Below are 26,974 nucleotides of genomic sequence, written 5' to 3' on the forward strand. Positions count from 1 at the left end.
GCCCGTAACCGTCAACGCCGCCACCGAGGAGACCTAATGGTCACGCGTGAGCAGTACGAGCGTCTCGCCCGCCACCTCCACGACGACGGACGCCCCCGCATCGAAATGACGTTCGCCGAAGTGTCCCGCATGATCGGCGAACCCCTGCCTGCCAGCGCTTCCGAGCATCCCGCATGGTGGGGGACCGACCCTGGGCACACGCAAGCTGTCTGGCTGGACGTCGGCTACACCGCGAGACCCAACCTCACTGCGGAACGCGTTGTGTTCGAGCGTGTTGATCCTCAGGAGGGCCGTTGAGCAAGGACCTGCCCGCCCGCTCAAGCAGTGCGGGACTGAAAGCTAAGTCAGCCTCATGCTGAGGCTTTCCAACCTGTCCGAGATCACCGAGAGGACCTCAGCGTGTTTAAGGGTCGCCCACACCTGAGCTTCGGCGACCTTGCCCTTATTCAACGCTTCAAGGGCTTTCCGCTCGTAGTCCGCGAACTGGTTGGGGTACGACATGGGAGCCTCCTTCGCTGTAGCTGGACGCCCACACCGTAAGCAGCACAGCATCGCGCTGTCGCCACCCCCAGGGGAAAGTGTCCGGTTGCGGACGACGCTCCGCGGGCGCCTGGAATAGATGACCCGGCCGGGCTGCTGACACACGAAAGCGGCTCCCCGATCCCACTCGGAGAGCCGCCCGCACCGCCTCGTCAGACCCCCGATCCCCAGTGGTCTCCTCTCAGCGTACGACCTTGAGGAGGCCCGCCTTGCCGACCTACTGGGTTCACTCAGCCCCCGATGACTTCGACCCCAACGAGGGCATGGAGGAATGCGCCCGCGCCGAACGATGCTCCGACGCCCGCCTCGAAGTCGTGGACGGCAAGACCATCCGCCTCGGAGCGCTCACTCCAAGGGCCTATTGCGACTCCTGTAGGGGAGTCATCGAGCGCGCGATCCGCGAACTCCCCGCCTACTGGCTCCGCGTCCACGCCACTTTGGGGCAGCGAGGCCAATCCGCCGGCCCGAAGGTCTCGATCTCGAAGTCCGCGCCCATCCCCGTGTCGTTGGCTGCGGATGAGCTGCTGCGGGACGTGGTCGCGGTCATGGTGTCGTGGTGGGAGCGTGTCGCCGCGGTCGCCCGGCTGAACGTCCCGGAGTTCGGATCGCAGCGGGCCGTCTCCTACGACGTCGTCCGATCCGCCTGCTCGGTTCTCGCCGCCCACGTAGACGCCCTGCTCGCGCTGGAGCCGCAGCCCATGATGCGCTCCATCTCCCTCCGCGAGGCATCCGACCTACCGGCTGGCACCACGGGCCTGGTCCACCGATCCGCCGAGTACGCCGACGTCCTCCTCGACCTCGACGGCGCCCGCGCCGGCCTCGAAGTCCTCCAACTGCACTACCGATGCCGACGCCAGGTAGGGGAGACCGACGTCCCGGCCCGGCACCTGCCGACCCCCTGTCAGACCCCGTGCGGGTACAAGCAGTTGTTCGAGGTCCTCAACGGGGACGGCGAGTTCGACGGCGCCAAATGCCGCCAGTGCGGCACCACCTACACGGCGCAGGAGTACCGGGACCTCGTCACGGCCACCGGCGACATGATCCGCCGCACTGGTGCCCGCCGGCGCAGCCTCGCTGTCCCCGGGCGCCTCGACGACACCGAAGCACGCAGGGCTTGAGCCGCCTGCAGGGGAGGGGAGAATGGTCCATCGTGGTCACTTCCCCTCCCTGCCTCGCTGATGTCGCTGACGTCATGCCGCGCGCTGACGGCGGCTTCTACGTCGTCCCGTTCGTCCTACCGATTGACGTGCCGAAAGAGGCTCTGACATTGACGGTCGCGGAGTGGCTCGCCGTCACCGCGCCCACCGCCTGAGGTTTCGGCGCGCCGCTATTTGTCTAAACGACGAATGTTTGCGACACTTCGTTTCGAAGATTGACCTTGCCAGCCCTCGAACGCCCCCCGCGTCGAGGGCTTTTTGCTGCCCGGGAGGTGATCCCGTGCACGCAGACGAAGAGCAGCCCGACCCGATCGCCCTGCAGAAAGCCGCCGAGGAGCTCGGCCGCGAGTGGTCGACGCTGCGGGACTGGCCGGCACGGTACAAGGCGCGCAAGCTCGGCCAGGTCGGCAGGGTCGTGTTCTACGACTTCTGGGATCTGTCGACGATCGACGCGATGAAGAACCTCGGGTTGAGGATTCTGCCGACCCCGGAAGAGCGCGATGAGTGGCGGTGGGCTCGTAAGGGTCTCCGCTTCGCCGCAGCCTAGATTCCCTTAGATTTCCCGATCGCCCCCTCTGGCGGGTGGGGCTGGGTTCCGCGGTGCTTCCCGTGCCGTGTTGAGCCCTCGGGGTTGGTCGGCTGCGCGCGAGGCGCCGGCCAACCCCCTCAAAACGCGCACCTTCCCTGATGGGTGGGTGCGCCGCGCGACGCCGGTTGTGAGCCCCCCAGCACACGATCGCCGCGCACGTGGCCCGGTCTTCCTCCGGGGGGTGGAGAGGCCGGGCCACACAACATCCCCCCGAAACCCCCCCGTGGAGAACACTTATGACCTGGCCCTGGCTAGCTGTCGCTCTGCTCTGCTACTCACTCATCGGCGCCGTCATCGCCCACCTCGCTTACGGATATCGGACCAAAAACGTCATCGTTTTCGGCTACCGAGACGGGGGCCTGCACACCATCTTGGGGTGGGCGTACTGCCTCGTCACGTGTCTGCTCGCTGGGCTCTTGTGGCCTGTCGCTGCTGGCATGTGGGTTGCTCGTCGGCGGGCTGCGTCTGACGGGACGGTGGCCTGAGATGAAGGTCTACCTGGCTGCCAGCGATGAGCCTGGCGAGTACAACTACGAGAACCTGCGGATCTTCACTCGCCGCGAGGACGCCGAAGCATACGAACTCGCTGCTCACATCGCCGAGTTCGAACTCACCGAGGGCCCTGTCGAGGTGCAGACGTGGCACACCATCCGGTGGCATCTGGGCGAGCACCAGGAGCCGCAAGAGCGCACCGAGCGCCGCGACTTCGACGGCAACACCAGCACGTTCCGATCCACTTGGGAAGGCCCCGCTCTGCGACCTACGGCGATCGTCGTAGGGGCGTGGGACCTGCAAGCCGCCCGTGACGCGTTCGCTGACGAGCGCGCCCAGTACATGGCGATGCGCGACGGGTTGGCCGCGAAGTACACCGCCGGGTTGGACCGCATCGAGGTGCAGGTCTGGTACGAGGTTGGCGGCCGGGCTGTGCTGAAGACGCCGGTCCACACCACTGCCGACCACTTCACGGTGCCTCGCGAGCGCATCACCGAACAGGCAGGACTCGCGCCCGACGCGACGCTGCACGGGCAGTGGTTCACGGTCGAGACGCTGACGTTCACCGACGCCCAGGGGTTCGCCGTGTGTGCTCCACCAGTCGCACCGAAGCTGGCCGGGTGATCACATGAGGTTGTTCCGCCGTCACCGGGGGAGCCAGACCCCGCAGGGGACGGGCTTCGTGACGATCCTCCCCCCGGACATGGCCCCGGACGAGTTCGCCGAGAACCTGGAGTTCATCCTGCGGCGCCGAGCGATGGAGACCGAGACGGCCCCCGAGTTCGAGGCGACGGTCTCTCACTGCGGTGAGCCGATGCCGTACGTCAATGCCCGCACTACGTGGGAGGGCAAGCCCGGCGAGGGGTACGAGATCACCGAGACCAACTACCGGTGCCGGAAGTGCCCGGCCACGGCGGTCCTCAAGACTCGGCACCCCTCCTGATGGGCATTCTTCGTCGCGCTTGGCGGGTCCTCGCCGCCCCTTCCGCACCCCGCCCCGCAGGCTGGTGAACCCCCCGGAGTGCCGACATGCATGATCCTCTCGTTGTCGCTTTCGAGATCCGCCGACCGTGGCCGAAGCGCATAGAGGGATACCTCTACTGGCCTTCCCTGGTGACCGTCTGGCATCGCGAGCCGGGCGGCCGGGACTCCGGCGAGGTGTGCAAGCACCACGTCCGTACCCAGAGCGCTCAAGGCGAGTGGACGTCCAAGGCCAACGGCTGGTGGCGGTTCCACGTCCACCACTGGAAGATCCAGATCCCACCGCTTCAAAAGCTGCGTCGCCGCCTGCTGACCCGCTGCGCATGGTGCGGCGGCAAGTCCCGCAAGGGCGACTCCGTGAACTTCTCCCACTCGTGGGACGGCCTCCGTTCCCGCTGGTGGCAGGGCGAACGCGGCCTCTACCACGCGGACTGCTCGTACATCTTCAGCGCCCACGGGACGTGTCTGTGCGAGAACCCTGTCACCGAGCACGAGGGGTACGGCCCCTGTGCCCGCTGCGGGCGCTACCGGACGTTCGGGCGCACCGAAGAGACCCTGACCCGCATGCGGGAACTCGCCCAGATCCCCGAGGGTGCGAGGGGTGCGCGATTGGCTTAGCGATTCGGCTTCGCTGAGCAATCAGACAACCGATTGGCTGGTCGGCTGTACAGATTGCCTAGCCCAAAGTGGCGGCAAGCGCTTTCCTGGCCCGCAGCGGACAGTCCGATATGGGAGAATTAGAACGACAGTTCTTCAAAATGAAGAACCCCGGCGACGGCGGTAACCGTCCCGGGGAGTGGCCAACCCTTCGTAGGAGAGTTGACAGTGCACAACGGTAGCTTGTTCGACCCGGAAGACTCACAGTCGGGCGCCCGTTCCGAGGTGGAGATCTTCACCTTCCCGGAGACGGGTCAGCAGATCCGAGTCATCGGGACCGCCGAGAACCCGCTCTTCTGCCACGCCGACGTATGCCGGGGGCTCGACCACTCGAACCCGTCCGTCGCCCTCGCGCTCGTGGAGGCCGGAGATCGCGTCCAGCTCGACGCCCGCGAAACGGACATCCCTAACCTAAACATGGACAAAATCATCAATCCGGTGATGTGGTTCCTGACTGAGGCGGGCTTCTACGACCTCGCCATCGCTAGCCGAGCACCCGGCGCGAAGGCATTCAAGCGGTGGATCACCCACGACGTTCTGCCCGCGATCCGCAAGACGGGCTCCTACGGGCTGGTGCCCAAGCAGTTCGACCCTACAGACCTTGACCACGTCGCCCAGCTTGCGCAGATCGCTGCCGACCAGAAGCGGCAGATCGCGGCGCGCGACGAGAAGATCAAGGAACTGCTGCCCGGTCACGAACTCGCCGAGACGTACGCTGCGGCGAACGGGACCATGACGGTCCAGATGTTCGCCCGAACGGTTCAGCAGTGGGCGACCGCGCGCAAGATCAAGGTCAAGCAGGAACACGTCTTCGACTTCCTCGGCCAGATCGGGATGCTCATCCGATCCAAGGGGAGAAGCGACTACGGGCAGGCCACCGCCACGGCAATCAAGTCGGGCTGGTGCGAGAACGCCACCAAGGACGTCAAGACCCGCACGCGCGGAACGGTACTCACCACGTGGGCGAGGATCACCCCGCCGGGCGTGGACCACGCATGGAAGCGGATCCATCAGGCGATCGGCGAGTTCGGCACGCTGGACCCTGAGGTGATCCGCCCGTGATGCCCGCCTCATCACTGGTCGAGCAAGCCGCAGCACTCAAGGAAGCGCACGCCAACGGGCTTCTCTCTTTCGTGAGAGCCGTGGAATTCCTGGTCGAGTTCAGGATGGGCGGTCTAACGGCCGAGATGGCCGAGCAGATACTTCGCCACTGGTGGGGTTGCCGCGAGTGCGACATGTGCGCCTGCTGCGAAACCCACGACGGCTGCCTGACTGACCTGGGGCATCTCGAATGGTTCATGCAGTTCGCCTCACCTGGCGAGACAGCGTGCAACGATCAGGGCATCCGGTATGGCGAGACGTTCACCTGCGCCAAGCCTGCCCGCCACGGCGGGCAGTGGCATATGGCGCGCACCGGAGACGGTTGGAAGTGATCACCTCATGAGCACTTCGGCCCGTCTAGCAGCGTGGATACGCAAGATGGCTGACCGCCTCGACGAGCGGGGGGCGCCGAGGTTCACGGGCTTCTCGTTCACCTTCGAGACCGGTGAAGGCGTCCGCTTCCGGCAGGACGGCAAGGGGTGTCCGATCGTCTATCTCGGCGAGGCGCACTACGAGCGCGCCCACGCTGAGGCTGACTCCAACACCTCATGATCTTCGGCCCGTCTGGCAGGTCCACGCCTTCAGTCGGTCGGGCCGAGTACTACCCGGGCGGGCGGCTTCGGCCAACCTCATTCGAGCGGCGGCCTTCGCTGGGCCGCCCGCCTGGACCACCCTGCGAGAGGGGCCGACGCTGATGACTCCTGAGCAGTGGGACGCTGACGACAAGCTCCGCGCCGCGATCGAGGGCTTCGTCCGCGCGTTCCGCCTCGCCCCGGATCACGAACTCGTCTCCGAGTACGTCGTCTCCGGTGTTGCGGTGTCAGGGCAGGACGGACGCGAGGGCGAAACCCGCATGTTCGTGGCGCTGCCTGGCGGCCGTGGACCCCACTACGTGGCGCTCGGCCTGCTCCGCCAGGCGCAAGTCTTCTTCGAGAAGGACCTCTGACCCCTTTCCCAACCCCCGGGGAGTCCGACCATGACCCATCAGAGCAGTTCGATCGTGGAGTTCATTACCGCGCGCCTCGATGAGGATGAGGCGACGGCCCGTGCTGCCTTCGAGGAAGGCACCCGGTGGGCGCAAGGAACCAGCGACTCTGATCACGGAGTCGCAGTCGTGTGGCAGACAGGCGGACTCGACAAGCCTGATCGGTGCAGCGAGCACGACGCAGGTGTCCTCAACATGTGCGACGACGCGATCGTGGCGGTCTGCGACGACTTCCACGGAATGGCGCCCGTGACGAACGGCGCGCACATCGCCCGTCAGGACCCGCACCGCACGCTCCGTAAGGTCGAGTCCCTGCGGAAGCTCCTCGCCGCCCACGTTGGCTACTACGGCGCCGGGGATGACGAGAACTGGCCCATCGAGACGCTGTCGATCCTCGCTGCGATCTGGAACGACCACGAGGACTACGCGGCTGCTGTCGGTACGGTGACGACATGACCGCCGAGACACCTACGGGTCGTCAGATCCTCGCCACTCCGATGGACCCCGACGACAACGACGTTGAGGCAGCGACCATCAGGGAGTACCTGGTGACGCTCTTGGCTACTGTGTGGCGACAGCGCGAAGGGTTCAGCGGCAAACGCCCCTTCGGTAGCTCCGACTGGACATTGAACCTGTACGGAGCCCTCATCAAGGCGGGCTATATCAGTGGCGAGTACGACGAGAACGGCTACCTGCTAGAGGTCGACGACGCGACGGGGCAGAAGCTCATCGCTTCCGCGATCCAGGCACTCGCGGGGGAGGGCTGATGGGCGATGGCAGCGTCCGCGCTTACTTCGTGCCTCGGGTCAGCGACCCCGAAGCGCCCACCGTTGAAGAACTCGCCGCGGGCACCTTCCTGGGCGTCGTCGTTGACGATGGCCTCCAGTTCACCCGAGACGAGAGCGCCGACCGCGTACAGGTCCTCGCCCATGAGGGGCGCCGCTACCGGGTCATCCGTCACCTGGACGGCTCTGTGGACGTGTTCTACGAGGGCACCATCTGACCTCGGCTTTTGTCGGTGCCCGCCCGTAGCCTCTGCTCGTGGACGAGAGCAGCTTGCCGCCGAGGCCGCCTCTCGTCGTGTTCAGGGACCGCAGAGCGTGGCTGAGAGCCCGCCGCAAGACTGACACCGGAACCTGGCTGGCGCTGATCTTCTGGGACGTCACAGTGGGCGGTGAGCCGCTGGTTCGAGAGCAGTGGGTTCCGTTCGCGGACATCGCCCGCGTTGACGGCGAGGACTACTCCGCCGTCCGCACCCTGACCTGACCCGATCCCCCTGAAAGGCCGTCCACTGGGCGGCCTTTTCTGCGTGCCCGAGGAGGTCTCCCGTGGCCTTGACGCCCACCGCCTGGACCCCGGAGACGGGCCTCACCTACGCCGAGTGGCTGCGCGACAAGAGCCCGCAGACGCGCCCTCAAGGCTGGACGAACGCCACCCACGACCAGACCCGCGAGTACCGCAGCGACAAAGACGGCCGCCGGGTGAAAGTCCGCACCGACCAGCTCGGCAACGACGTCATCGAACACGGCCAACTGCAGCAGTCCGTCAATATCCGCGCCCCGTTCGTGCGGGCCGCGATCACCACCACGGAGGAGCGCACGTGAATAGCGCCGACAGGGCGGCGGAACTCCGCGCGCTCGCCGACAAGCTCGATGCCACCGCAGGCCACGAAGACGAGTCCCGCACCGCGAAGGAGGCGTACCGCGAAGCTCTCGACTCCGGTGACGCCGACCGCATCGCCGAGGCGAAGGCCCGCCACCACGAGGCGTCCAAGACGCTCGCCGGCGCCCGCTCCGAGACCCGCGATGACGTCATCGTCGGCTCGTCCGAGCCCGGATCGGCGACCGTCCGCGTCAACACCGTCCATGTCGGCTCCCCGACCCCTCAGGAGGGCTGATCCATGGCAATTACTGCGAGCGGCCTGTACGTCGCCACGTTCGTTGACGTCCTCGACACCACTCAGTTAGCGCTCGACCTCGACCTCGAAACGCACAAGGTGGCCCTGTTCACCTCGTCATTGACCCCCAACTACACCACCGATACTGCGTACGGAGTCGCCCCGTACAACGCCAACGAGGTCTCAGGCACGGGGTACACCAACGGTGGCGCGACGCTCACCGGCACGACCTTCACTGGCGCGGCCGGAGTCGCCACCTTCGACGCCAACGACGTGTCGTGGACCACCTCCACCATCACCGGTGCCCGAGGAGCACTCATCTACGCGGATGCCCTGGCGGGCAACAACGCGATCGTCATGGTCCACCTGGGAAGCGACTACTCCACCTCCGCAGGGACCCTGGCGATCACCTGGAACGCCGCAGGCATATTCGCCCTAACGCTCGCCTGACCTGCATAAACGCGCTGTAGCCCTTGCCGCCTTCGGGCGGTTTTTTGTTGCCCGGCCCTTGAGCTGAAGGGGGCCGGGAGTGGCTGCGACGTACCGGTCTCACTCCACAGCGACTGGTACCGGCACCAGCATCTCGTGTGCGAAGCCGTCCGGCGTTGTCGAAGGCGATGTGCTGATTGCGGCCAGCGCCTCCAACGCTGGCGGGATCTCTTCTCTGACCGCGTCGGGGTGGACTCAGCTTCAGGAGCGGTCCGCGACCGTTCTTGGCCGTTTGTGGTTGAAGGTCGCGGGCCCGTCTGAGCCGGGCAGCTATAGCTTCGGTAAGTCCAGTGGCTCCAACGGCGTGGTCATCATCATCGCTGTGCAGGGCGCGGACGCTACCACCACCGCATCGGCGAACAACACCTCAGGTGTCGGGTCGAACGTCACCACACCGTCCACCACCGCGATCGGAACCGATGACTGCGAGGTCCGGTTCGCTTTCGGTGACGCCACCGCTGGAGCAACCCTCACCCCGTGGGGTGTGTCGGCTCCGCACACCAAGCGTGGCGAAGCCCAGTCGGGTACCCGCACCTCCGGCATGTCGTCTACCCGGCACCGCACCACCGGCGGCTCTACGGGCACGGTCGCGGTGGTGGCTAACGCGTCGATGGACGCCCGCCTGGGGTTCGTTGTCTGTGTTCCGACGGCGTCAACCTCTGTGGATGCGACCGCTACTCCTGATGTGGTTGCAGCTACGGCCAGTGTTCCCGCCCCGGATACTTCAGCGGGTAGTGCCGTCTCGCCCAGCGTGGTGTCTGCTACGGCATCCGTCCCAGCGCCGTCAGCAACGACCGGCCTCATCGCCAACCCCGCTGTGGTGGCGTGCGCCGCATCCATCCCCGCACCCACGGTCTCAGCGGCGGCGAGGGCTGCCCCGCCCGTGGCCGCAGCCTCCACCACCATCCCCACCCCGGGGGTTGACGACGGCTCTACCCCGCCCACCCTGCGCGGAGACATCGTCGCCGCCACACTGGTGGGCGCCAGCGGAAACGTCAACAAACCAACCGGCGTGACCGAAGGCGACGTTCTCCTCGCCCTGCAAGCCGCTGACGTTGGCTTCCTGGCCGACATGCCCACCCCAACGGGCGGCGCCACCTGGCTTCTCCTGGACGAGTACACAGCCGGCCAGTCCACAATCCAAGTCAAACTGTGGTGGAAAGTCGCGGGCGCCTCAGAGCCGGCCAGTTACGGGTTCACCCAGAACGCCAGCGCGGACGGCGTAATTTTCGTCGCTGCTGTCCAAGGCGCGGACGATGCCACCCCGGTGGTTGACCAGTCCACCGCGGGCACCGGCACCATCTCCACCTCCCCAGGCATCACCCCCGGCGGCGCCCTGAGCTTGGAGTTCCGTTTCGCCGCAGCTATAGCCGAAAACGGCGCTGACTTCATCACCTGGACTCCACCGGCCGGGTATGACGAGGTGGGCGACACTCAGTCGCAGAGCTACACCTCGGCCGCGGTTGCGATCAAAGAACTGACGTCGTCAACACCGACGGCCGCTCAGGACTTCACCGCCAGCATCGCCTTGGGTTTCGAGGTCGGCTTCACCGTCGGCGTCGCCGGCAGCGGCGGTTCAGCTCCGGTTGACGCGACCGCTACCCCGGCGGTTGTGCCGGCAACGTCGTCGGTAGCGTCCCCGACTGCTTCGGCCGACGCGACGTCCGTACCCACCACGGTCTCTGCCACGGCGACCATCCCGACCCCATCCACGAGGACGGGCTCGTCAGCATCGCCTGCGGTCGTCTCGGCTACAGCGTCGGTTCCCGCTCCTTCCACGAGGACGGGTTCCTCGGCTTCTCCGGCCAGGGTTCAGGCCACCAGCTCCGTCCCAGCACCTACGGTGTCGGCTGGAGCCTCAGCCAGCCCTGCAGTGGTGGCAGCTTCGGCTACGGTGCCCGTCCCGGCGGTCACAGCGGTCAAGACCGCCGCACCCGCCACGGTGCAGGCATCCGCCTCCATCCCCGCTCCTGTCGCGTCTGGGGGCTCTACAGCCTCACCAGCAACGGTCTCCGCAGTCTCGGCGGTCCCGGCTCCGTCGGTTGTCGCGCAGAAGGTCGCTTCCCCGGCGGTTGTCAGTGCGGCAGCTTCCGTGCCGGCGCCGTCGACTGCGGCAGGCTCCACTGCGGCCCCGGCCACGGTGGGCGCCAACGCGATCGTCCCGGCCCCGTCGACAACCACGGGCGCCTCCGTGGCTCCCGCAGTCGTGCAGGCGTCGGCGAGCATCAGCTCCCCGACGGTGACCACCAGTTCGACGGTCACGGCGAGCGTCGTCTCCGCGGCAGCGTCCGTTCCGACTCCATCGGTATCGGCCGCAGGCAACACCACCGCCAACCCAGCGGTCGTGTCCGCTTCAGCGACCGTCCCAGCGCCCACCGCATCCGCAGGCCAGACCACGGCACCAGCCACGGTCCAGGCCGCGGCGACGGTGCCTACGGCGACTGCTTCGGCAGGCTCCACCGCGAGTCCGGCAACGGTCTCCGCGAGCTCGTCTATCCCGGCGCCCACCATCGCCTCGGCCTCGACCGCCACGCCGGCGGTTGTAGTCGCGACGACGTCCATCCCGGCGCCGTCGGTGCAGTCGGGGTCGTCGATCACGGCCAGCCCCAACACGGTGGCTGCGATCGCCTCGGTTGGAGCGCCCACCACTGCCACGGGGTCCACCGCCAGCCCGGCTGTGGTCGCCTCTACAGCGTCGGTAGGCGCTCCGGGAGTCTCCACAGAGGGCACCGCCTCGCCGAGCGTTGTGGCGGCGTCTGCGCTCGTCCCGAGCCCAGTGACGACCGCAGGCGCCACCGCGGCTCCCTCAGTCGTGTCGGTCACTGCGTCGGTCCCACTGCCCGAGGTCACCGCCGACGGCAACACCACGGCTTCGCCGACGACTGTCACCGCGGCTGCAGCGATCCCATCTCCCACCACCTCGGCCAGCGCCTCGATCGCCATCACGGTGGTCACAGCCACGGCGGCGATCCCGACGCCGACCACCACCGCGACGACCATCGTCACCGTAAACCCGGCGACGGTGCAGGCCACGACCACGATCCCCGCCGCAGCCATCACGGCCACGGCGAGACCATCCAGGGTCGCGGCCACGGCGAGCGTTCCTACGCCCACCGTTTCCACTGGCGTTCCTGGCGGTGGAATCCCGTGGACGATCGGGCCTCCCGAAAGGCTCTGGTCCGCAGGGTCCCCAGCCTCAAGGGCATGGGCGGTCGGTGCTCCATCGAGGGCCTGGTCTATCGGCTCACCTCAACGTTGAAGGGCGGGTAGCTCGTGAGCGACATCCCTTGCTACCCGTCCGGAACGAAAGAGTTCATCCGCTCAGGGGTAGTTGGAGGCGACTACACCGCTTTGACGCCAGTCTTCATGGCGATCATGCCGTACGACGTCGAGCCCGGAGACGATGATTGGTACGCCGCCCAGTGGGAGACCGGAACCGGCCGGGCGATGGTCTTCTACGGCGGCGACGAAGGCGTCAGCGAGCTCGACGAGGGCCGCTACGTCGTCTGGGTGAAACCGGTCGCTCCTCCTGAGGAGCCGCTTCTCCGCAGCGGATTGATCCGCATCACATGATCTCTGTGTTGCTGCCCTCCCGTGGACGCCCATCCTCGCTGGCGGACTCGATCGGCTCCCTACGCGTCATGGCCGACAACCCGGACCGTCTGGAGATCCTGGTTGCTGCGGACCCCGACGACCCTGACACCGTTGAAGCGGCTGAGCGGTCCCGGGCCACCTGCTGGGTGGCGCCCACCAGGTACGGCTACCATCAGCTCCACGAGTACGTGAACCACCTCGCCGCCATGGCGTCGGGGGAGTGGCTGCTGCTGTGGAACGACGACGCGAGGATGCTCACTCCCGGCTGGGACTCCCGGGTCGCTGAGGCGCCTTGCGGCGTGCTGTGGCCGGCACACAACGACTCGCCAGCCCTGAACATCTTCCCGATCGTCCACCGCAGCATGGTGGACGTCCTCGGTCACTTCAGCCTGTCCCCGCACTGTGACTCTTGGGCCCAGGATGTCGCGGCCGCGGTAGGCGCCCACCACCGCATCGTGGTGAACGTCCTCCACGACCGTCACGACCTGACCGGCGGACACGACGACGAGACCTGGCGTGATGCCCAGGCCGGGTACCGGACCGCGGACTACCACTCACCCCCCATGAAGGCCGCCAGAGCTCGCGATGTTGAGGCGCTCCGGGCAGCTTGGACCCCCGGAAGGACCCCATGAACGTCGGCTGGATTGGCCTCGGCAAGTTGGGCGCCCCCTGCGCCATGGCGCTGCACCACCTCGCTGGCCACGACGTCATCGGCTACGACATCGACCGAGCCCGAGTCGAGCGCATGTTCTCCGAAGGTGGGGACCAGGGCGAGCAGGGATTCGCGGACCTGATCGACTCTGGCCCGTTGAAGCTCGCTCACACGGTGGCCGAGGTCGTTGCCCACGCCGATGTGGTGTTTGTCGCGGTGCAGACGCCGCACGCTCCTGCCTACGGCGGCGAGGCGCCTGCCCCCTACGATCGCCGAGACTTCGAGTACGGGTTCCTCACCCAGGCGGTTCGGGATGTGTGCCGGGCCGCTGCCCAGCAGGCCAAGGCGATCACGCTCGTTGTGGTGTCCACGGCGCTGCCGGGTACGTGCAACAAGCACCTGCGGGGCTTGCTGAACGCCCACGTCACCCTCGTGTACAGCCCGCTGTTCATCGCGATGGGGACGACGATCGCGGACTTCTTGGAGCCGGAGTTCGTCCTCATGGGCGCCGACCGGCCCGAACACCTGACCCCTGTGGTCGAGGTGTACGGGCAACTTCATGACCGGCCGGTGTTCAAGACGTCCATCGAGTCCGCTGAACTGATCAAGGTCGCGTACAACACAGTCATCTCCGCGAAGGTCGTCATCGGCAACACCCTCATGGAGATCTGCGAGAAGACCGGCGCTGACTGCGACCAGGTCATCGACGCCCTGTCCCTCGCGACCGAGCGGGTGATCTCCCCGAAGTACCTGCGGGGCGGCATGGGAGACGGCGGCGCCTGCCACCCCCGCGACCTGATCGCCATGTCATGGCTCGCTCAACGCCTGGAACTGTCCTACGACCTGCTCGGCCAGATGGCCTACGCCCGAGAAGCACAGTCAGGGTGGCTGGCTGACCTCGCAGAGCGGTGGGCAGATCAGACCGGCCTCGACATCTACATTCTCGGTGAGGCATACAAGCCCAGCAGCGCGCTCACCGCGGGCTCGCCAGCGCGTCTCCTCGCCCACCAGCTGCGTGACCGGCAACGCCAGGTGGGGCTCTACGACCCGTTCGTGGAGCCGAAGCGTCATCGCCCACTCGACAAGCCCCACGTGTACGTGATCGGCACCAAGCACCCGCAGTTCGTGGACTACGCGTTCCCTGCTGGTTCGGTGGTGCTGGACCCGCATGGCTACATGCCTGACCAGACGGGCGTGACGGTGATTCGGATCGGACGGAAGTCATGACAGGCCAAGAGGTCATCGACGCCTGGGACCAGGCAGGCCCCGCTCATATTCACCCGTCGCGCGGCGTCTCCGAAGAGGCGTACTGGGCATCTGGTGAACAGGCCGCCCTGCAGCTCGCCGAGGTCCTCAAGCCAGGTTCACGCGTTGTGGACTTCGGCTGTGGCGATGGCCGGGTAGCGATCCCGCTGAAGCGTCTCGGGTTCGACGTGACCGGCGCGGATGCCTCGCCGAAGATGCTCGCCCACCTCGCCGAGAACGACCCCGACATGCCGCAGGTCCTCTCCGACGGCAGTGACCTGTACGAGCAGATCGGCCACAAGGTAGACGCCGTGGTGTGCCTGGCGGTGCTGATCCACCACCCGCGATCTTCGGCCTTGGCCATCCTCGACGGGCTCGTCAAGGCCGTCCGCAAGGGCGGACTCATCGTCGTGGACTGGCCCACCTCGGACAACCCCGAAGAGGCTCAGATCTGGATCGACGTCACCACCTGGCACCCCGACGCGCAGAAGGCCGAAGCGGAGAAGCGCGGCCTGAAGCGCATCGAGCCGGAGCGCCCATGGGCTGTGTTCCGCAAGACCTGAGGGAGGTCATGTGCGCGTCGCAGTCGTAATCCCCTGGCGTGGCGGCCAGCCGGATCGGGAGCGCCACCACGAAACGGTGCGCGCCCACCTGCGAACCCTGCTGCCGGATGCGTGGCACATCGACGCAGACTCAGGCCACACACCGTTTTCCCGCGCGGGGTCACGCAACCACGGTGTTCGCCTCGCCCAGGACGTTGGCGCTGACGTGGTCGTCCTGTGCGACGCAGACACGCTGCCCGAGCGGGAACCGCTCCTCGCGGCGGTCGAGAGCGCCCACGACGGACTCCTTCACCTGCCCTACACGCACTTCCGCGGACTCTCCCCACAGGGAACGGACGCCTACCTCGCAGGGACTCCCGCCTACCTGTGCGCGACCGAGCTCGAAACCGACTGGTCCACCGGCGGCATTCTGGTAATCCAACCTTCCGCATGGTGGCAGGCTGGCGGAATGGACGAGCGGTTCCAAGGTTGGGGCGCCGAGGACACGGCCGCGAGGGTTGCCTGTGATGCGCTTCTCGGCCCGACTGCCAAGCATGAGGGCACGATCTTCCACCTCTGGCACCCCAGCGAAATCGACCCATCCAGCCTGCTCTACCAGGCGAACATGGCGCTCATGGGCCGCTACGTTGAAGCCGAAGGCGACCCCGAAGCGGTCCGCCCTCTCGTCGCGGAGCACAACCCAAGCGTGCTCGCCTCCAGCGCCCACCCGTAATCCCGTCAGCACCACCAGCGGCGACCACAGAACCGGCCCTCGCCATCGTTGCCATCACCGCTGCTGAAGCTCCCACCCCCACCGCCATCACCTGAGGTTGAGCCGAAGTTGAAGCCGATCACCAGCTTCACCTTCTGTCCCACCCTCAACGGCCGGCCCGCTCTGGGGGACTGCGCCAGGACACGGTGAGCGCCCACCGGGATTCTTGTCGTCTCCTTGCGGCGTTCTTCGACGGACCAGTAGATCGGTTCCAGCAGCTTGTTGGCCTTCTCCTCGGACCAGCCAACGACGTTTGGCATCTTCCGGTACTTCCGGTGGAACGTGCGTTCTTCCTTGTCCCACCACTTCACCGCGACCTTCGCGCCCGCCGTAACCGCGGTCCCGGCTTTCGGAACCGTCTTGTAGATGAAGCAGTCGGTTTCGTCGCTGCAGAAGCTACCGGTCAGTCCGGAAGACGACAGGTCCAGCCCGAGAGCCTTCGCTTCGTTCTCTGCCTCAACGAGCGGTTTGTTCGCCCAGTCGGGAACTGCCACGGGCTGTGCGGGTTGCGCCGCTACGGGTTCGTCGTCGCCGTTGAACAGGCTCATGCAGCCGCCTACGAGGAGAGCGACAACGAGGAGCGTTCCACATCCTGTGGCGGTGTTGTTGGCCATGACGCACACCGTAGGAAACAGGTGGGGCCAGCGAGGCGGTCGTTATGGGAACTACACCGCGATTCACCCCAGACACGATTAGTGACGGCTGGTATTTCGCTTTTCAGCCCATCAAGAACCCTCCGGCTAGCTACCGGAGGTAGAGAGCCCCGACCTCCTCATGGGTCGGGGCTCTCGCCCACCCATGAGGAGAGCACGTGACCGAACTGACAACCGCCCAGCGTCTCGCCACCTACCGGGAAGAACTCCGCGCCGCAGGGTTCACCCATCAAGAGGTGCGGCAACTCGTTGAGCAGGCTGCACCGTCGCTGACCGAAGACGTCATAGTGGCGCAACCCCAACTGGTGGTCTTCGAGCCATCCGGCGGCTCCGGCATTAGAGAAGCGGTCACCCTGGCCAACGCTCAGCGGGCCGCTCGCCTCACCAAGCGCACTATCAGCGTCGTCGGCGGTCTCCTCCGCGTCGAAGATGAGTACGCGGACAGCAGTGTGGAGATGCGAGCAGACAGTCAGCGGATAGAGGTTGAGTTCACCGAAGACGGTGGCACCAACTGGAGTATCTACCGTACCTGGCCGCCTCCTTCGGATCTGTACAACGAGCAGACAGGGTGGGTTCGGAGCGGTCTGATCAGCGAGGACGGAGCGCCCACCGATGCCTGATCCCGAGGATCCGATCACTCTCCTCGCTGAAGGCGCCGCCCAGCTCCACGAGCTGTTCCTCGCTTACCTGAACGCGGGATTCACCGAGCCGCAGGCGCTGTTCCTGCTTGGCCAGATGCTCCAGGCCAGCATCAAGGGCGCCACAGGATGACGGAGTCCGAACAGGCAATCCCCATCATTAGTGATCTTCGCCATGAGTGGTGTCCCCACTGCCTGAAGAGCACGCTCCAGACCGCGACCATCACCGCCATTACCGCTGAAGGTATCCACACCATTGGCGGCTACGCAGTTTGTGAGGAATGCGCCTGGTCGCCCTATGGGGACAAGGCGGCACCGTGACCACCCCCGCCATGATCGTTCTCCGCCCTGGCGACAAGGTCCTCGTAACCCTCTCCGACGACCCGACCCCCGAGGACACTCACGCCGTGGTGACGAGTCTCCGCAAGTCCTTCCCTGGCGTGGACTTCACCTTCCTGTCTGGCGTCTCCGCGATCGCTGTAGCCGCCCCTGAATAGCTACCTGTAGCGGCGCCCACCACTCACACTCATTAGGAGGTCGCCGTGGCAGACACCAAGCCTGGTCAGCAATGGCGTCACGGCTGGATCCCCATCACCCCCGCTGCTGCGGTGAAGAAGAACCACGGCAAGAAGCCCGGCAAGAACTCGATGCTCTCTCGCGTCGTAGCAGAAGCCGCTGAGGCAGCGAAGACACTCCGCAAGAACGCCCAGGAGGGTGCTGGCCCGGACGGGACGCCGCCTCCGAAGTGGACCGGCCTCAACGCCGGGAAGGCGCCATCGAAGTCATCAAAGGTCGACGACGCGCTCCGCACCATGGCAGGCCGGCCCAGCAAGGCAGGCGGACGTAAGGCGACCGACGACGATTCCAGCTTCCCCGCCGGAGTCCATGGCTTGTCGGGCAACTACAAGATGCTCCGCACCGGAGACGTCGTCGAGGTGACGGCAGGCGACCACGACGGCAAAACCGGCCGGGTCGTCGGCAAGGGCGGCGACGGCGAAGTCAAGGTCGACCTCGGCGGGAAGGTCGTCACCGTTAACGCGGGCGACGTCAACCAGAAAAGCGCAGCCGACGCCAAGCCTCCGGCCAAGGCGGCACCCAGGGCTTCCGCTCCTGCGAAGACCGCACCTCCCAAGCCCGCCCCGAGCGGAGGAAAAGTCTCCGACGCTCAAGCGGAAAAGCTCGTCCTGGACGCGGTGGCCGCTAACTCTAGGTCGGGTAAGTGGACCACCATAACCGCCGTCCGCCGTCAGCTCGCTGATCTACCTCGTGATCAGCAGGACCGGGCCATGTTGGACCTTATGCTCGCTGGTCGACTGGATATCGAGCCCGTCGCGATCTACGGGGATCTGAAGCCCGAGGACCGCAAGGCCGAACTCATGGTCGGCAACACGCCGACCCACCAGATCCGCCTGTCAGGCCAAGAGGCCGCCCGTAAGCCGCAGGTTCAGCCGAAACCCGCGGCGGCTCCGAAGCGCGAGGAGCAGAGACAGCGCGCCAACAGCGCCGGGGGCAACGTCCCCGACACCCAGGCAAAAAAGATCGTCTTGGACGCGGTGGCTGCCGCCAGCCCCAGGCCGGGCAAGTGGACCACGATGGCTGCCGTCCGCCGGCAGCTCGGCGATCTACCTCGCGACCAACAGGACCGAGTCATTCTGGATCTCATGCTGGCTGGCCAGGTGGACACCGAGCCCGCCGCGATTGAGCGCGACCTGAAGCCGGAAGACCGTGCTGCCGCCATCATGGTCGGCCCTAAGCCGAACCACCAGATCCGGCTCAACCGCTAAGGGCGCGAAGGGCGGAGTCGACTCCCGCAAGGCTGACGACGCGATCTGCGCAGCCGCTGGCCGAAAGTGAACCTCCTCCCTTAACCCGAATCAGCCGGACGCCTCGCATGGCGCCCACTCGTGCATGAAAGCGAGGGACGCTATGCCTCACCCTTACCCGGGTCAGCAGTGGAAGCATGGGTGGGTTCCTCTCACACCAGCGGCGACCGTTGAGAAGAACCACGGCCGCAAGCCAGCCACAACCAAGACCGCTGAGACGCCCTCCACCAAGAAGGCGAACAGCGGACGTGGCGCCGCCTCCCCGCCGGTGAAGCGCACCGCCCAAGCGGTCGCCTCACCCAAACCGAGCGCCGCCAAGGCCCCCGCCGCGAAGCCCGCCGCGAAAACCCCTCCCTCAGCAGGAACCACCAAGGCTGCCCCCCGGGACAAGAAGTTCCTCGACGACCACTACGGATCCTGGCGCAACAGCCTCAGCCCTGCCCAGGACAAGGCCATGCGGTTCTACCAGTCACCAGGGTTCGCTCTGATGAACGGCCAGCTCAGAGGACTGAATTCCAAGGACATCAAGGCCGACGTCAGCTTCAACGACGCCGACCTCGACCGGGCACGCAAAGCCAGCAAAGACCTCAACTCGGCGATCAAGAAAGCCCCACCGCTGACGGAACCCATGACCGTCTACCGGGGCTTCTCCGCTGACCAGTTCGGCGAGCTCAAGCCAGGTCAGGAACTCTCCGACAAGGGCTTCGTCTCCACCAGCCTCACCAACGACGTTGGATCCGTAGGCCGAGCCACCAGGCAAGCCACCGCCGAAATCACCCTCCCCAAGGGAACCAAAGCCGCTGCAGGATCCAACCGCGAAATGGTCCTCCCCCCAGGGAGTAAGTTCCGCGTCGTCTCCGTGACCACCAGAAAAGGCGTCCCGCACGTCCACATGGAGCTGATGCTCTGATGGCTGACCGATTCTCCTGGGGCTCCACCGACCTGATCCCCACAGACAAAGCAGGCCAGGCAGCTATGGCCAACCGAGCCATACGCAACTTCCTGACCTCGCCGAAGAAGCGCAAGAAGACCCCACAACAGGGTTCCTAACAGGCCGAGATCGGAGGCCCTCATGGCAGACGCCAAGCCCGGAGACAACGGAACCGAGAAGCTCATGCGGTACTGGACTACCGGTCCAGGAGCTCTGCGCCTGCGCTGGGGAACCGACGGCTCCTACGACCGCTGCGTAGAAGAGCTCTCCAAGCACGTAGGGCCAGGCGTCGTCAAAGGACTCTGCGCTCGCCTCCACAAGCAGGCCACTGGCGAATGGCCAGCCGAGAAGGGCATCAAGAGCTAATGGCCGGCGGATGGAAGGGATCTGATCGCCGAGACCGCCTCCCCGCAGACTGGCCCAAACGCCGCAACCAGGTACTCAAACGAGACCAGCGCATCTGCCACGTCTGCTGCGGCCCCGGAGCAGACGGCGTCGACCACATCGTGGTTGGCGACGACCACTCGCTTGAGAACCTGGCCGCCATCCATCACAACGTCGCTCCCTACTGCCACCGCACCAAGTCCTCCCGCGAAGGTGGACAAGCAGCACAAGCCAAACGCATCCCCAGGCAGCGTCCACAGGAAAAACACCCAGGTCTCATCTAGGAGACACCCATGAACGTCATCCTCCTGCTCGCCATCGTGGCCTTCCTCGCATCCGCCATCTGGGCCGCCATACAACGCGCCTGGCCCATCGCGCTCCTCGCCGCCGGCCTCTGCTTCCTCGCACTGGCCGACAGCGGAATCCTCGCCAGATAACCCTAGGTCACCTACATGCGACCTGCAGATTCTTGGCACCTGACGGGCTGATTCCCACGGAATGTCAGGCACATCTGGGATGATCGAGACACAACCCAATAAGAAGCCCGAGCGAGTGCGCTAACACTCCTCGGGCACGGCCGACCTGATTGGACCAGGACGACGTGACAGACCCTACCCCCAGCGCGCTCACCTGCAAAGAGTGCGCCACCCCGCTGACGCCGAAGAAGATCGGCCCTTTACCTACGTACTGCTCAGGCAGATGTCGGGCCAAGGCAAGTGCACGCAGGGCCAAGGCCGACGGCCGCGCACAGCAATGGGCCGAGGACGCCAAGATCAAGCGTCAGGCAGAGAAGGTCATCGAGACCAGACCTTGTCCGTACTGTGGCGATCAGATGACGCATCCCCGCCGGGTCCAGTGCGGCAAACCCTCCTGCGAGAAGCGATTCAACGTCGAACGCGGGATGGCGTACCAGCGACAGCGGAAAGAAGAAACAGGCCGCTGGCCAAGCCACGACGTCATCTACGAACGCACCTGCGAGGGATGCGGATCCGCTTGGAGAACCCGTCAACGCCTAGCTAAATACTGCTCCAGGCCATGCGCGAACAAGACCCGCGCATACAGCCTCTCCTGCGATCACTGTCAAGCCGCATTCACGTCCAGCTCTACGCGTACTCGCTGGTGCTCTACGGCCTGCACAGCACAGTGGAGAGAAGCCAAGGAGCAGGAGCGACGCAGAACCGCATGGCTGCCGGCCCCACTGGACTGGCCACACGGCAGGGCATGGACCAGACTTCCCGACAGGCACCCCGCGAGGCAGCACATCCCCAAGCCACGCGTCTTCGTCCAAGGAGACTGCATCCGCTGCGGCACATCCTTCTGCGTTCAAGCCACAGGCCCCGCCTCCTACTGCTCAGCGAAGTGCGCCAAGGCAGACCAGAGAGCAAGGCGCCGAGCAGTACAGAAGAACGCGTATGTAGCTCACGTCTACAGGTCGCGGATCTTTGAACGAGACGACTGGACCTGCCAGCTCTGCCACACCAAGACAGACAGAGACCAGGTAGTGCCTCACCCCAAAGCTCCAGTCATCGATCACATTGTGCCTCTCGCCAAGGGAGGCACACACGAACCCGCTAACACGCAGTGTGCGCACTTCATGTGCAACTCCATCAAGAGTGACCGAGAAGCCATGAAGCGCCTCCTGGCGACCCTCTGAACCCCAGGTGAAATGGACCTAGCAGGAGGGGGTGGGCGGGGTCCCCTCCTCCCTCCCGGCCCCAGATCGGCTACGTATTGCGCCGGAGATCCCTCCCAAGTTTTAGAGCCCGTGAGCCTCTGTGAGCCGTTTGGCGGCGTGACCTTCGTTGGAGGTGTCATGGGTTCTCGTGGCCCCGTAGGGAAGCGCTCAGGGCAGCGCCATGGGCATCGGACGAAGGCGGAGCAGGAAGCGGTCACGAAGGTTCAGGTTGATGGTGGTCCGCTTCCTGTTGAGGAGCCAGATGAGGCATGGCATCCGATTGCGCAGAACTGGTTCCGATCGTTGGGGCTGTCAGGGCAGCGGGTTTTCTACGAGGCGTCCGACTGGGCCACGGCCCGGTATGTGGCGGAGGCCATGTCCCGAAATTTGGAAGCGAGCCGGTTCTCTGCCCAGATGTTCGCTGCCGTGATGTCCGGCATGTCGAGCCTGCTGACGACTGAAGGGGATCGGCGCCGGGTGCGGGTGGAGTTGGAGCGCGCGGTGCAGACGGATGCCGATGAGGAGGCGGCTGTGGAGGCTCTCGATGAGTGGCGTCGTCGTCTCTCCGGCTGACCGGCTTATCACCCTGCCTGAGGAGATTCCGCAGTTCACCCTCGGCTGGGAAGTGCTCCGGTGGTCAAGCAAATACCTGCGGCATCCGAACGGGCCGCGCGCGGGGTTGCCGTGGAAGTTCGTTGAGTCGCAGGTGCGGTTCCTCCTTCACTGGTACGCGGTGGATGAGGACGGCAACTGGCTCTACCACCACGGGGTTCGTCGGCTAGCGAAGGGGTCGGGTAAGTCACCGTTCGCCGCTCTGATGGCCCTGGCTGAGCTTTGCGCTCCGGTCCGGGTGCTGGACTTCGATTCGAAGTCTCCTGGCGGGGTTCGTGGCAAGCCTGTGGACATGCCGTTGGTGCAGATCGCCGCTACTGCGGAGTCACAGACGGCGAACACCATGCGGATGGTGCGGGCGTTCGCGCCGAAAGGCTCTCGGATCGTCACAGAGTTCGCTCTCGACCCGGCGAAGACCCGCTACTACAAGGCTCCTGAGGGCACCCTTGAGGTGATCACGGCTTCGTCGACTGCGGCTGAAGGCGCGGAGTCGAGTTGCGTCATAGCTGACGAGACCGAGCACTGGAAGCCCTCCAACGGCGGCCCGGATCTAGCCGCGACCTTGGAGGACAACCTCACGAAGTCCGGTAGCCGGATGCTGGAGACCTGCAACTCCTGGATTCCCGGCATCGGATCGGTAGCTGAGGCGTCATGGGATGCGTGGGTGGCGCAGGAGGAAGGCAAGACCCGCGGCGAGTCACGGATTCTGTACGACGCACGGGTTGCTCCACCGGACACGGACATGACGGACGAGGACTCACTCCGCCGGGCCTTGGAGTTCGTGTACGAGGACTGCTTCTGGCAGAAGACACGTCCGATCATGGAACGCATCTGGGATCCGCGGAGCAAGCCCGACGACTCCAAGCGGAAGTACTTGAACTGGCCTACCGCAGCCCAGGATGCGTGGATGACGCCTCAAGCGTGGTCGTTGATCGCGGATCCGAGCGAGCTGGTTGCCGACGGCGAGGAGATCGTCGCGTTTTTCGACGGCTCCAAGTCGCGGGACGCCACTGCGCTGCTTGGGTGCCGCATGTCGGACGGGTACGTCTTCACGATCGGCGTGTGGGAGCCGGACACCTCGCACAGCACGGAATCGGTCGTGCCGGTTGCTGAGGTGGACGCCGCGGTTGAGCAGATGTTCGACCGGTGGGACGTGTTGGCGTTCTTCGCTGACGTCAAGGAGTGGGAAGGGTTCGCGAAGGTCACGTGGCCAGGCCGGTACGCCGAGAAGCTGCTCGTGCATTCCGTGCCGGACGGTAAGGATCCGCAGCCGATCGCGTGGGACATGAGGTCACGCACCTACGACTTCACGCTCGCCTGCGAGCTCACTGAGACCGAGATCAACGAGCGCGCATTCCGGCACGACGGTGACGCCCGGGTTGCTCGGCACGTTGGGAATGTTCGGCGCCGGCCCAACCGATGGGGTGTGTCGATCGGTAAGGAGTCTCCGGACTCACCGAAGAAGATCGACGCCGCTGTGTGTGTGATCGGCGCTCGCATGGTCCGCCGCCTGGTGCTCGCTTCCCCGAAGTACAAGAACCGCAAGAAGAGGACCCGCACGGGCCGCGTTTACGGATTCTGACGATCAATCGAGGGGGTGCTTGTGGCCCTCTCCGAGTCGGATGTCATCGACACCTCGCGGCGGCTGCTGCAGATGCGCGAGCAGGAGCAGCCGAGGCTGAAGAAGATCTCGGCGTACATGCGGGGCGAAGCGTCCAGCGTGTACGTGCCGAAGGGGGCCCGGCAGGAGTACAAGTGGCTGATCAAGCGTGCCCGGGTGAATGTCTTGCCCCTTGTGGTCACGGTGGTTGCGCAGGCGCTGTACGTCGATGGGTATCGGGCCGCCGGCGGGGATGAGAACGCGGCGGCGTGGGAGTTTTGGCAGGCCAACCGTATGGATGCCCGCCAGCACGGGGTACATCGGGCCGCCCTGAAGTACGGGGTGGGCTACACGGTGGTCATGCCAGGCAAGCCTGTGCCGGTGATTCTCCCGAAGTCGCCGCGGCGCATGACGGCGTTCTACGAGGACCCGATCGACGATGAGTGGCCGCTGTACGCCATCGAAGAGGCGATTCACAACGGCGTGAAGGAGCAGATCAGGTCGATTCGTCTGTATGACGACGTCAACCGGTACGTGCTGGAGGCGGAGGTCAAGCCGGGCGGGAAGTTGCGGCTCGTCAAGACCGAAGCGCACAACCTTGGCGTGTGCCCTGTCGTGAGGTACGTCAACGGCGATGACTTGGACGGCGACGACTGCATCCGCGGCGAGATTGAGCCTCTGTTCGAGATGCAAGATCAGCTGAATTCGACGACGTTTGGCCTGATGATGGCCCAGCAGTACGCCGCTTTCAGGCAGCGTTGGGTCACGGGCATGGCGCCACCTTTCGATGAGAACGGCAACCCGATGCAGCCGTTCAACGCGTCGGTGAGCCGCTTGTGGATGGCCGAGGACTCAGACACCAAGTTCGGTGAGTTCGGCCAGACGGACTTGGGCGGCTACTTAAAGAGCGCCGAGGAGACGATCCGGCATATCGCGACCGTCTCCCAGACGCCGCCCCACCATCTGCTCGGTCAGATGAGCAACCTGTCGGCGGAAGCGCTCGCTGCAGCGGAGAGCGGCCTGCAGCGGAAGATCACCGAGCGGAAGTCTGGCTTCGGTGAGTCGCATGAGCAGACCTTGCGTCTGGCATCTCGCGCGGCCGGCGACAAGCGGGGCTGGTCCGACATGGCCGCGCAGGTCGTATGGCGCGACACTGAAGCCCGCGCTCTGGCGTCGACAGTAGATGCGCTTGGGAAGCTGAAGCAGATGCTCGACGTGCCCGCGCAAGAGCTCTGGGAGCGCATTCCCGGTGTGACGCAGACGGATGTCACCAGGTGGAAGGCCACTGCGGCGAAGGCTGATGCGGAAGCTCAGTTGAACGCGATCGTCGACAAGCAGAAGGCCGAAGCTGACGCTCTCGAAGCGCCGCCGCAGCCTCCGGACTCGGCTGGTGGGAATGTCAGACCTTGAGCAGCAGCGCGCCGCTGCCCGTTACCAGGCACAGCAGCGGGTGGTGTCGTCCAGCCTCGTCCGCGACGTTGTGAAGCTCCTCCGGTTGCTGTTCAACCTGGAGCAGCCCGAGGAGTCGTGGCCGGGTGTACAGATGGCGCTCGCTGCCATGGTCATGACCAGCCGGGAGCGCTCTGCGAGCCTCGCAGGCCCGTACTACCGACAACTCCGTACCGCAGCGGGTGTCTCCGGTGAGGTCGTGATGGCCGAGCCGCGGACCCTCACCCAGGAGCAGTTGACCGAGGCTCTGGACAGCGCCGGCATGGCGGTGATGCGGAAGTCCTTGAGACTTGGTGCGACGCCAGCGCAGGCGCGGGACCGGATGGCGGTCACGATCTCTGGTACCGCGACCAGGCTTGCGCTTGAGGGCGGCCGGGATGTCATGGAAGCCACCTCTCACGATGACGAGGACGCGCTCGGCTGGGCTCGCATCGGGGACGGCGACCCGTGCTCATGGTGCGCGATGCTGATTTCCCGCGGCGCCGTGTATGAGTCCGCCGAAACCGCTGGTGATAGCCGGTACGGCGGAGCGAAGTACCACGATCACGATGGTTGCCAAGCCGTCCCGATCTTCGATGCCGATTCCCCGCTGCTTCACAAAGCGGACGAGTTGTTCGACACCTGGAAGCGCGTTACCGCCGGTACCGGCGGCGACGAGGCGCGCAAGGTGTGGCGGCAGTGGTGGGAAGGCCGTGCCGCGTCTCTCCCGCCAGGTGTAGAGCCCCGCGATCAACCCTCCTCCTGATCTTTTTCCCTGACCGGACCAGCCGACATGGCAGGCCCGGCGCTTTCGCATGTCCCCTTTCGCCCGCCGACACGGCGAGCGCTTACCCGACACGGGAGACCCATCCATGTCCGAAACCGCGACTGAGCCAGAGGTCACCGAAGAGCCCACCGGCATCGAGCCGGACCCTTCGGAGTCCATGGAGCCACCTGCGGACTCTGAGTCTCGGGACGAGCCTGACAAGGCGAAGGACTGGGAAGCGGAAGTCTCGAAGTGGCGCGCTATGGCGAGGAAGCACGAGCAGACAGCCAAGGCGAACGCCGAGGCAGCTCGGAAGTACGCCGAGTTCGAAGAGTCACAGAAGTCGGAGCAGCAGAGGATCGCAGATCGTCTGGCCGCTGCCGAGCAGCGGGCCGTTGCTGCCGAGATCGGGCGGGCCAAGTTGATGGCCGCCGCGGCGTACAACATCCCGACGTCTCTGCTGGATCGACTCGGCGGCAGCAACGAGGACGAGATCAACGAGGCAGCTCAGGAGCTCAGTCGCGAACTGGAAGCTGAGTTGGAGCGGCGCCTCGCGGCGATGCCCCCTCCGGCTGCCTCTGAGAAGGACGAGGAGGAGCACTCCTACCCCGTCCGGACCCGGCCTGTTGAGTCGCTGACACCTGGCGCTCTTCCTGCTGACTACGCGCCCGAGGACGTCAACGAGGCGTTCCGCCGCTTCCTCGGCCGCTAACCACTTATCCCGCAGCTACCGGATTCCTCGCACGGGGCCCGGCGCCGCTGCATGTCTGA

The 26,974-nt window shown here is 65.7% G+C and carries 38 protein-coding genes; 33 read left to right on the forward strand and 5 right to left on the reverse strand.

What is annotated here, in order from left to right:
- The first annotated feature begins 36 nt into the window (after positions 1-36).
- Entirely contained in the window at positions 37-297 is a 261-nt protein-coding gene (locus tag ACIBCT_RS21005) for a hypothetical protein (RefSeq protein WP_399190882.1), read from the forward strand.
- Positions 298-339: 42 nt separating this feature from the next.
- On the opposite strand, the gene ACIBCT_RS21010 is transcribed toward ACIBCT_RS21005, so the two are convergent.
- Complete coding sequence (locus ACIBCT_RS21010; RefSeq protein ID WP_399190884.1) at positions 340-501, reverse strand: hypothetical protein; 162 nt, start codon at positions 499-501, stop codon at positions 340-342.
- A gap of 545 nt (positions 502-1,046) precedes the next feature.
- Between ACIBCT_RS21010 and ACIBCT_RS21015 the strand changes: the two genes are divergently transcribed.
- The 16 genes from ACIBCT_RS21015 (at position 1,047) to ACIBCT_RS21090 (ending at position 8,849) form a co-directional block, all read left to right on the forward strand.
- A complete protein-coding gene (locus ACIBCT_RS21015; protein WP_399190886.1) occupies positions 1,047-1,658 on the forward strand; it encodes a hypothetical protein in 612 nt (203 codons plus the stop codon).
- A gap of 319 nt (positions 1,659-1,977) precedes the next feature.
- On the forward strand, positions 1,978-2,244 hold the full coding sequence (locus ACIBCT_RS21020; RefSeq protein WP_399190888.1) for a hypothetical protein: 267 nt from the start codon (positions 1,978-1,980) through the stop codon (positions 2,242-2,244).
- 528 nt (positions 2,245-2,772) lie between these two features.
- The gene (locus tag ACIBCT_RS21025) at positions 2,773-3,402 is read left to right on the forward strand and encodes a hypothetical protein (RefSeq protein WP_399190890.1); all 630 of its coding nucleotides are present in this window, start codon (positions 2,773-2,775) and stop codon (positions 3,400-3,402) included.
- 58 nt (positions 3,403-3,460) lie between these two features.
- Positions 3,461-3,721, forward strand: coding sequence for a hypothetical protein (locus ACIBCT_RS21030; RefSeq protein ID WP_399190892.1), 261 nt, complete (start codon positions 3,461-3,463; stop codon positions 3,719-3,721).
- A gap of 170 nt (positions 3,722-3,891) precedes the next feature.
- Entirely contained in the window at positions 3,892-4,377 is a 486-nt protein-coding gene (locus ACIBCT_RS21035) for a hypothetical protein (RefSeq protein ID WP_399190894.1), read from the forward strand.
- 222 nt (positions 4,378-4,599) lie between these two features.
- Positions 4,600-5,478 carry a BRO family protein gene (locus ACIBCT_RS21040; RefSeq protein WP_399190896.1) on the forward strand — a complete coding sequence of 293 codons (879 nt, stop codon included), beginning with the start codon at positions 4,600-4,602 and terminating at the stop codon, positions 5,476-5,478.
- Positions 5,475-5,849, forward strand: coding sequence for a hypothetical protein (locus tag ACIBCT_RS21045; RefSeq protein WP_399190898.1), 375 nt, complete (start codon positions 5,475-5,477; stop codon positions 5,847-5,849). Before ACIBCT_RS21040 ends, ACIBCT_RS21045 begins: the two co-directional genes overlap by 4 nt.
- A 46-nt stretch (positions 5,850-5,895) precedes the next feature.
- A complete protein-coding gene (locus ACIBCT_RS21050; RefSeq protein WP_399190900.1) occupies positions 5,896-6,069 on the forward strand; it encodes a hypothetical protein in 174 nt (57 codons plus the stop codon).
- A 142-nt stretch (positions 6,070-6,211) separates the two neighbouring features.
- Positions 6,212-6,463, forward strand: coding sequence for a hypothetical protein (locus ACIBCT_RS21055; RefSeq protein WP_399190902.1), 252 nt, complete (start codon positions 6,212-6,214; stop codon positions 6,461-6,463).
- Between the two features lie 30 nt (positions 6,464-6,493).
- Positions 6,494-6,958, forward strand: coding sequence for a DUF6221 family protein (locus ACIBCT_RS21060; RefSeq protein ID WP_399190904.1), 465 nt, complete (start codon positions 6,494-6,496; stop codon positions 6,956-6,958).
- Positions 6,955-7,269 (forward strand): hypothetical protein, encoded by a 315-nt coding sequence (locus tag ACIBCT_RS21065; protein WP_399190906.1) that lies wholly within the window; start codon positions 6,955-6,957, stop codon positions 7,267-7,269. Before ACIBCT_RS21060 ends, ACIBCT_RS21065 begins: the two co-directional genes overlap by 4 nt.
- The gene (locus tag ACIBCT_RS21070) at positions 7,269-7,505 is read left to right on the forward strand and encodes a hypothetical protein (protein WP_399190908.1); all 237 of its coding nucleotides are present in this window, start codon (positions 7,269-7,271) and stop codon (positions 7,503-7,505) included. The genes ACIBCT_RS21065 and ACIBCT_RS21070 overlap by 1 nt, the downstream gene beginning before the upstream one ends.
- A gap of 38 nt (positions 7,506-7,543) precedes the next feature.
- Positions 7,544-7,768: a hypothetical protein gene (locus tag ACIBCT_RS21075; protein WP_399190910.1), complete on the forward strand. Its 225-nt coding sequence runs from the start codon at positions 7,544-7,546 to the stop codon at positions 7,766-7,768.
- Positions 7,769-7,830: 62 nt separating this feature from the next.
- Positions 7,831-8,106 (forward strand): hypothetical protein, encoded by a 276-nt coding sequence (locus ACIBCT_RS21080; RefSeq protein WP_399190912.1) that lies wholly within the window; start codon positions 7,831-7,833, stop codon positions 8,104-8,106.
- Entirely contained in the window at positions 8,103-8,399 is a 297-nt protein-coding gene (locus tag ACIBCT_RS21085; protein ID WP_399190914.1) for a hypothetical protein, read from the forward strand. The genes ACIBCT_RS21080 and ACIBCT_RS21085 overlap by 4 nt, the downstream gene beginning before the upstream one ends.
- Before the next feature lie 3 nt (positions 8,400-8,402).
- On the forward strand, positions 8,403-8,849 hold the full coding sequence (locus tag ACIBCT_RS21090; protein WP_399190916.1) for a hypothetical protein: 447 nt from the start codon (positions 8,403-8,405) through the stop codon (positions 8,847-8,849).
- 309 nt (positions 8,850-9,158) lie between these two features.
- On the opposite strand, the gene ACIBCT_RS21095 is transcribed toward ACIBCT_RS21090, so the two are convergent.
- From ACIBCT_RS21095 to ACIBCT_RS21105, 3 genes are all read right to left on the reverse strand, one after another.
- On the reverse strand, positions 9,159-9,800 hold the full coding sequence (locus ACIBCT_RS21095) for a hypothetical protein (protein ID WP_399190918.1): 642 nt from the start codon (positions 9,798-9,800) through the stop codon (positions 9,159-9,161).
- A 591-nt stretch (positions 9,801-10,391) separates the two neighbouring features.
- Positions 10,392-10,577 carry a hypothetical protein gene (locus ACIBCT_RS21100; RefSeq protein WP_399190920.1) on the reverse strand — a complete coding sequence of 62 codons (186 nt, stop codon included), beginning with the start codon at positions 10,575-10,577 and terminating at the stop codon, positions 10,392-10,394.
- Between the two features lie 123 nt (positions 10,578-10,700).
- Entirely contained in the window at positions 10,701-11,981 is a 1,281-nt protein-coding gene (locus tag ACIBCT_RS21105; RefSeq protein WP_399190922.1) for a hypothetical protein, read from the reverse strand.
- A 180-nt stretch (positions 11,982-12,161) separates the two neighbouring features.
- On the opposite strand from ACIBCT_RS21105, the gene ACIBCT_RS21110 reads away from it, so the two are divergent.
- Genes ACIBCT_RS21110 through ACIBCT_RS21130 form a run of 5 tightly spaced genes read left to right on the forward strand, consistent with a single transcriptional unit; the run spans position 12,162 to position 15,654 of the window.
- Complete coding sequence (locus tag ACIBCT_RS21110; RefSeq protein WP_399190924.1) at positions 12,162-12,461, forward strand: hypothetical protein; 300 nt, start codon at positions 12,162-12,164, stop codon at positions 12,459-12,461.
- Positions 12,458-13,114 carry a glycosyltransferase family 2 protein gene (locus tag ACIBCT_RS21115; RefSeq protein ID WP_399190926.1) on the forward strand — a complete coding sequence of 219 codons (657 nt, stop codon included), beginning with the start codon at positions 12,458-12,460 and terminating at the stop codon, positions 13,112-13,114. The genes ACIBCT_RS21110 and ACIBCT_RS21115 overlap by 4 nt, the downstream gene beginning before the upstream one ends.
- Positions 13,111-14,361: an NAD(P)-binding domain-containing protein gene (locus ACIBCT_RS21120; protein WP_399190928.1), complete on the forward strand. Its 1,251-nt coding sequence runs from the start codon at positions 13,111-13,113 to the stop codon at positions 14,359-14,361. Before ACIBCT_RS21115 ends, ACIBCT_RS21120 begins: the two co-directional genes overlap by 4 nt.
- Entirely contained in the window at positions 14,358-14,942 is a 585-nt protein-coding gene (locus ACIBCT_RS21125; protein WP_399190930.1) for a class I SAM-dependent methyltransferase, read from the forward strand. Before ACIBCT_RS21120 ends, ACIBCT_RS21125 begins: the two co-directional genes overlap by 4 nt.
- A gap of 10 nt (positions 14,943-14,952) precedes the next feature.
- Positions 14,953-15,654: a galactosyltransferase-related protein gene (locus ACIBCT_RS21130; protein ID WP_399190932.1), complete on the forward strand. Its 702-nt coding sequence runs from the start codon at positions 14,953-14,955 to the stop codon at positions 15,652-15,654.
- Between the two features lie 5 nt (positions 15,655-15,659).
- On the opposite strand, the gene ACIBCT_RS21135 is transcribed toward ACIBCT_RS21130, so the two are convergent.
- Positions 15,660-16,307, reverse strand: a complete 648-nt coding sequence (locus ACIBCT_RS21135) for a PASTA domain-containing protein (RefSeq protein WP_399190934.1) — start codon at positions 16,305-16,307, stop codon at positions 15,660-15,662.
- Between the two features lie 197 nt (positions 16,308-16,504).
- Between ACIBCT_RS21135 and ACIBCT_RS21140 the strand changes: the two genes are divergently transcribed.
- The 11 genes from ACIBCT_RS21140 to ACIBCT_RS21190 all read left to right on the forward strand — a co-directional run bounded on the left by ACIBCT_RS21140 (position 16,505) and on the right by ACIBCT_RS21190 (position 26,915).
- A complete protein-coding gene (locus ACIBCT_RS21140) occupies positions 16,505-16,966 on the forward strand; it encodes a hypothetical protein (protein ID WP_399190936.1) in 462 nt (153 codons plus the stop codon).
- Complete coding sequence (locus ACIBCT_RS21145) at positions 16,959-17,117, forward strand: hypothetical protein (protein ID WP_399190938.1); 159 nt, start codon at positions 16,959-16,961, stop codon at positions 17,115-17,117. The genes ACIBCT_RS21140 and ACIBCT_RS21145 overlap by 8 nt, the downstream gene beginning before the upstream one ends.
- 409 nt (positions 17,118-17,526) lie before the next feature.
- The gene (locus tag ACIBCT_RS21150; RefSeq protein WP_399190940.1) at positions 17,527-18,768 is read left to right on the forward strand and encodes a hypothetical protein; all 1,242 of its coding nucleotides are present in this window, start codon (positions 17,527-17,529) and stop codon (positions 18,766-18,768) included.
- Between the two features lie 307 nt (positions 18,769-19,075).
- Complete coding sequence (locus ACIBCT_RS21155) at positions 19,076-19,717, forward strand: ADP-ribosyltransferase (RefSeq protein WP_399190942.1); 642 nt, start codon at positions 19,076-19,078, stop codon at positions 19,715-19,717.
- A 698-nt stretch (positions 19,718-20,415) separates the two neighbouring features.
- Complete coding sequence (locus ACIBCT_RS21160) at positions 20,416-20,559, forward strand: hypothetical protein (protein WP_399190944.1); 144 nt, start codon at positions 20,416-20,418, stop codon at positions 20,557-20,559.
- Positions 20,560-21,023: 464 nt separating this feature from the next.
- Positions 21,024-21,776 (forward strand): HNH endonuclease, encoded by a 753-nt coding sequence (locus ACIBCT_RS21165; RefSeq protein ID WP_399191270.1) that lies wholly within the window; start codon positions 21,024-21,026, stop codon positions 21,774-21,776.
- Positions 21,777-21,935: 159 nt separating this feature from the next.
- On the forward strand, positions 21,936-22,370 hold the full coding sequence (locus ACIBCT_RS21170) for a hypothetical protein (protein ID WP_399190946.1): 435 nt from the start codon (positions 21,936-21,938) through the stop codon (positions 22,368-22,370).
- On the forward strand, positions 22,315-23,991 hold the full coding sequence (locus ACIBCT_RS21175; protein WP_399190948.1) for a hypothetical protein: 1,677 nt from the start codon (positions 22,315-22,317) through the stop codon (positions 23,989-23,991). The genes ACIBCT_RS21170 and ACIBCT_RS21175 overlap by 56 nt, the downstream gene beginning before the upstream one ends.
- 21 nt (positions 23,992-24,012) lie before the next feature.
- Positions 24,013-25,419 carry a phage portal protein gene (locus ACIBCT_RS21180; RefSeq protein ID WP_399190950.1) on the forward strand — a complete coding sequence of 469 codons (1,407 nt, stop codon included), beginning with the start codon at positions 24,013-24,015 and terminating at the stop codon, positions 25,417-25,419.
- On the forward strand, positions 25,406-26,203 hold the full coding sequence (locus ACIBCT_RS21185; protein WP_399190952.1) for a hypothetical protein: 798 nt from the start codon (positions 25,406-25,408) through the stop codon (positions 26,201-26,203). The genes ACIBCT_RS21180 and ACIBCT_RS21185 overlap by 14 nt, the downstream gene beginning before the upstream one ends.
- A 106-nt stretch (positions 26,204-26,309) precedes the next feature.
- Entirely contained in the window at positions 26,310-26,915 is a 606-nt protein-coding gene (locus ACIBCT_RS21190; protein WP_399190954.1) for a hypothetical protein, read from the forward strand.
- Positions 26,916-26,974: the final 59 nt, after the last annotated feature.

The organism is Streptosporangium sp. NPDC050855 (genome assembly GCF_044456585.1).
In the GTDB taxonomy this organism is placed as follows: domain Bacteria; phylum Actinomycetota; class Actinomycetes; order Streptosporangiales; family Streptosporangiaceae; genus Streptosporangium; species Streptosporangium longisporum.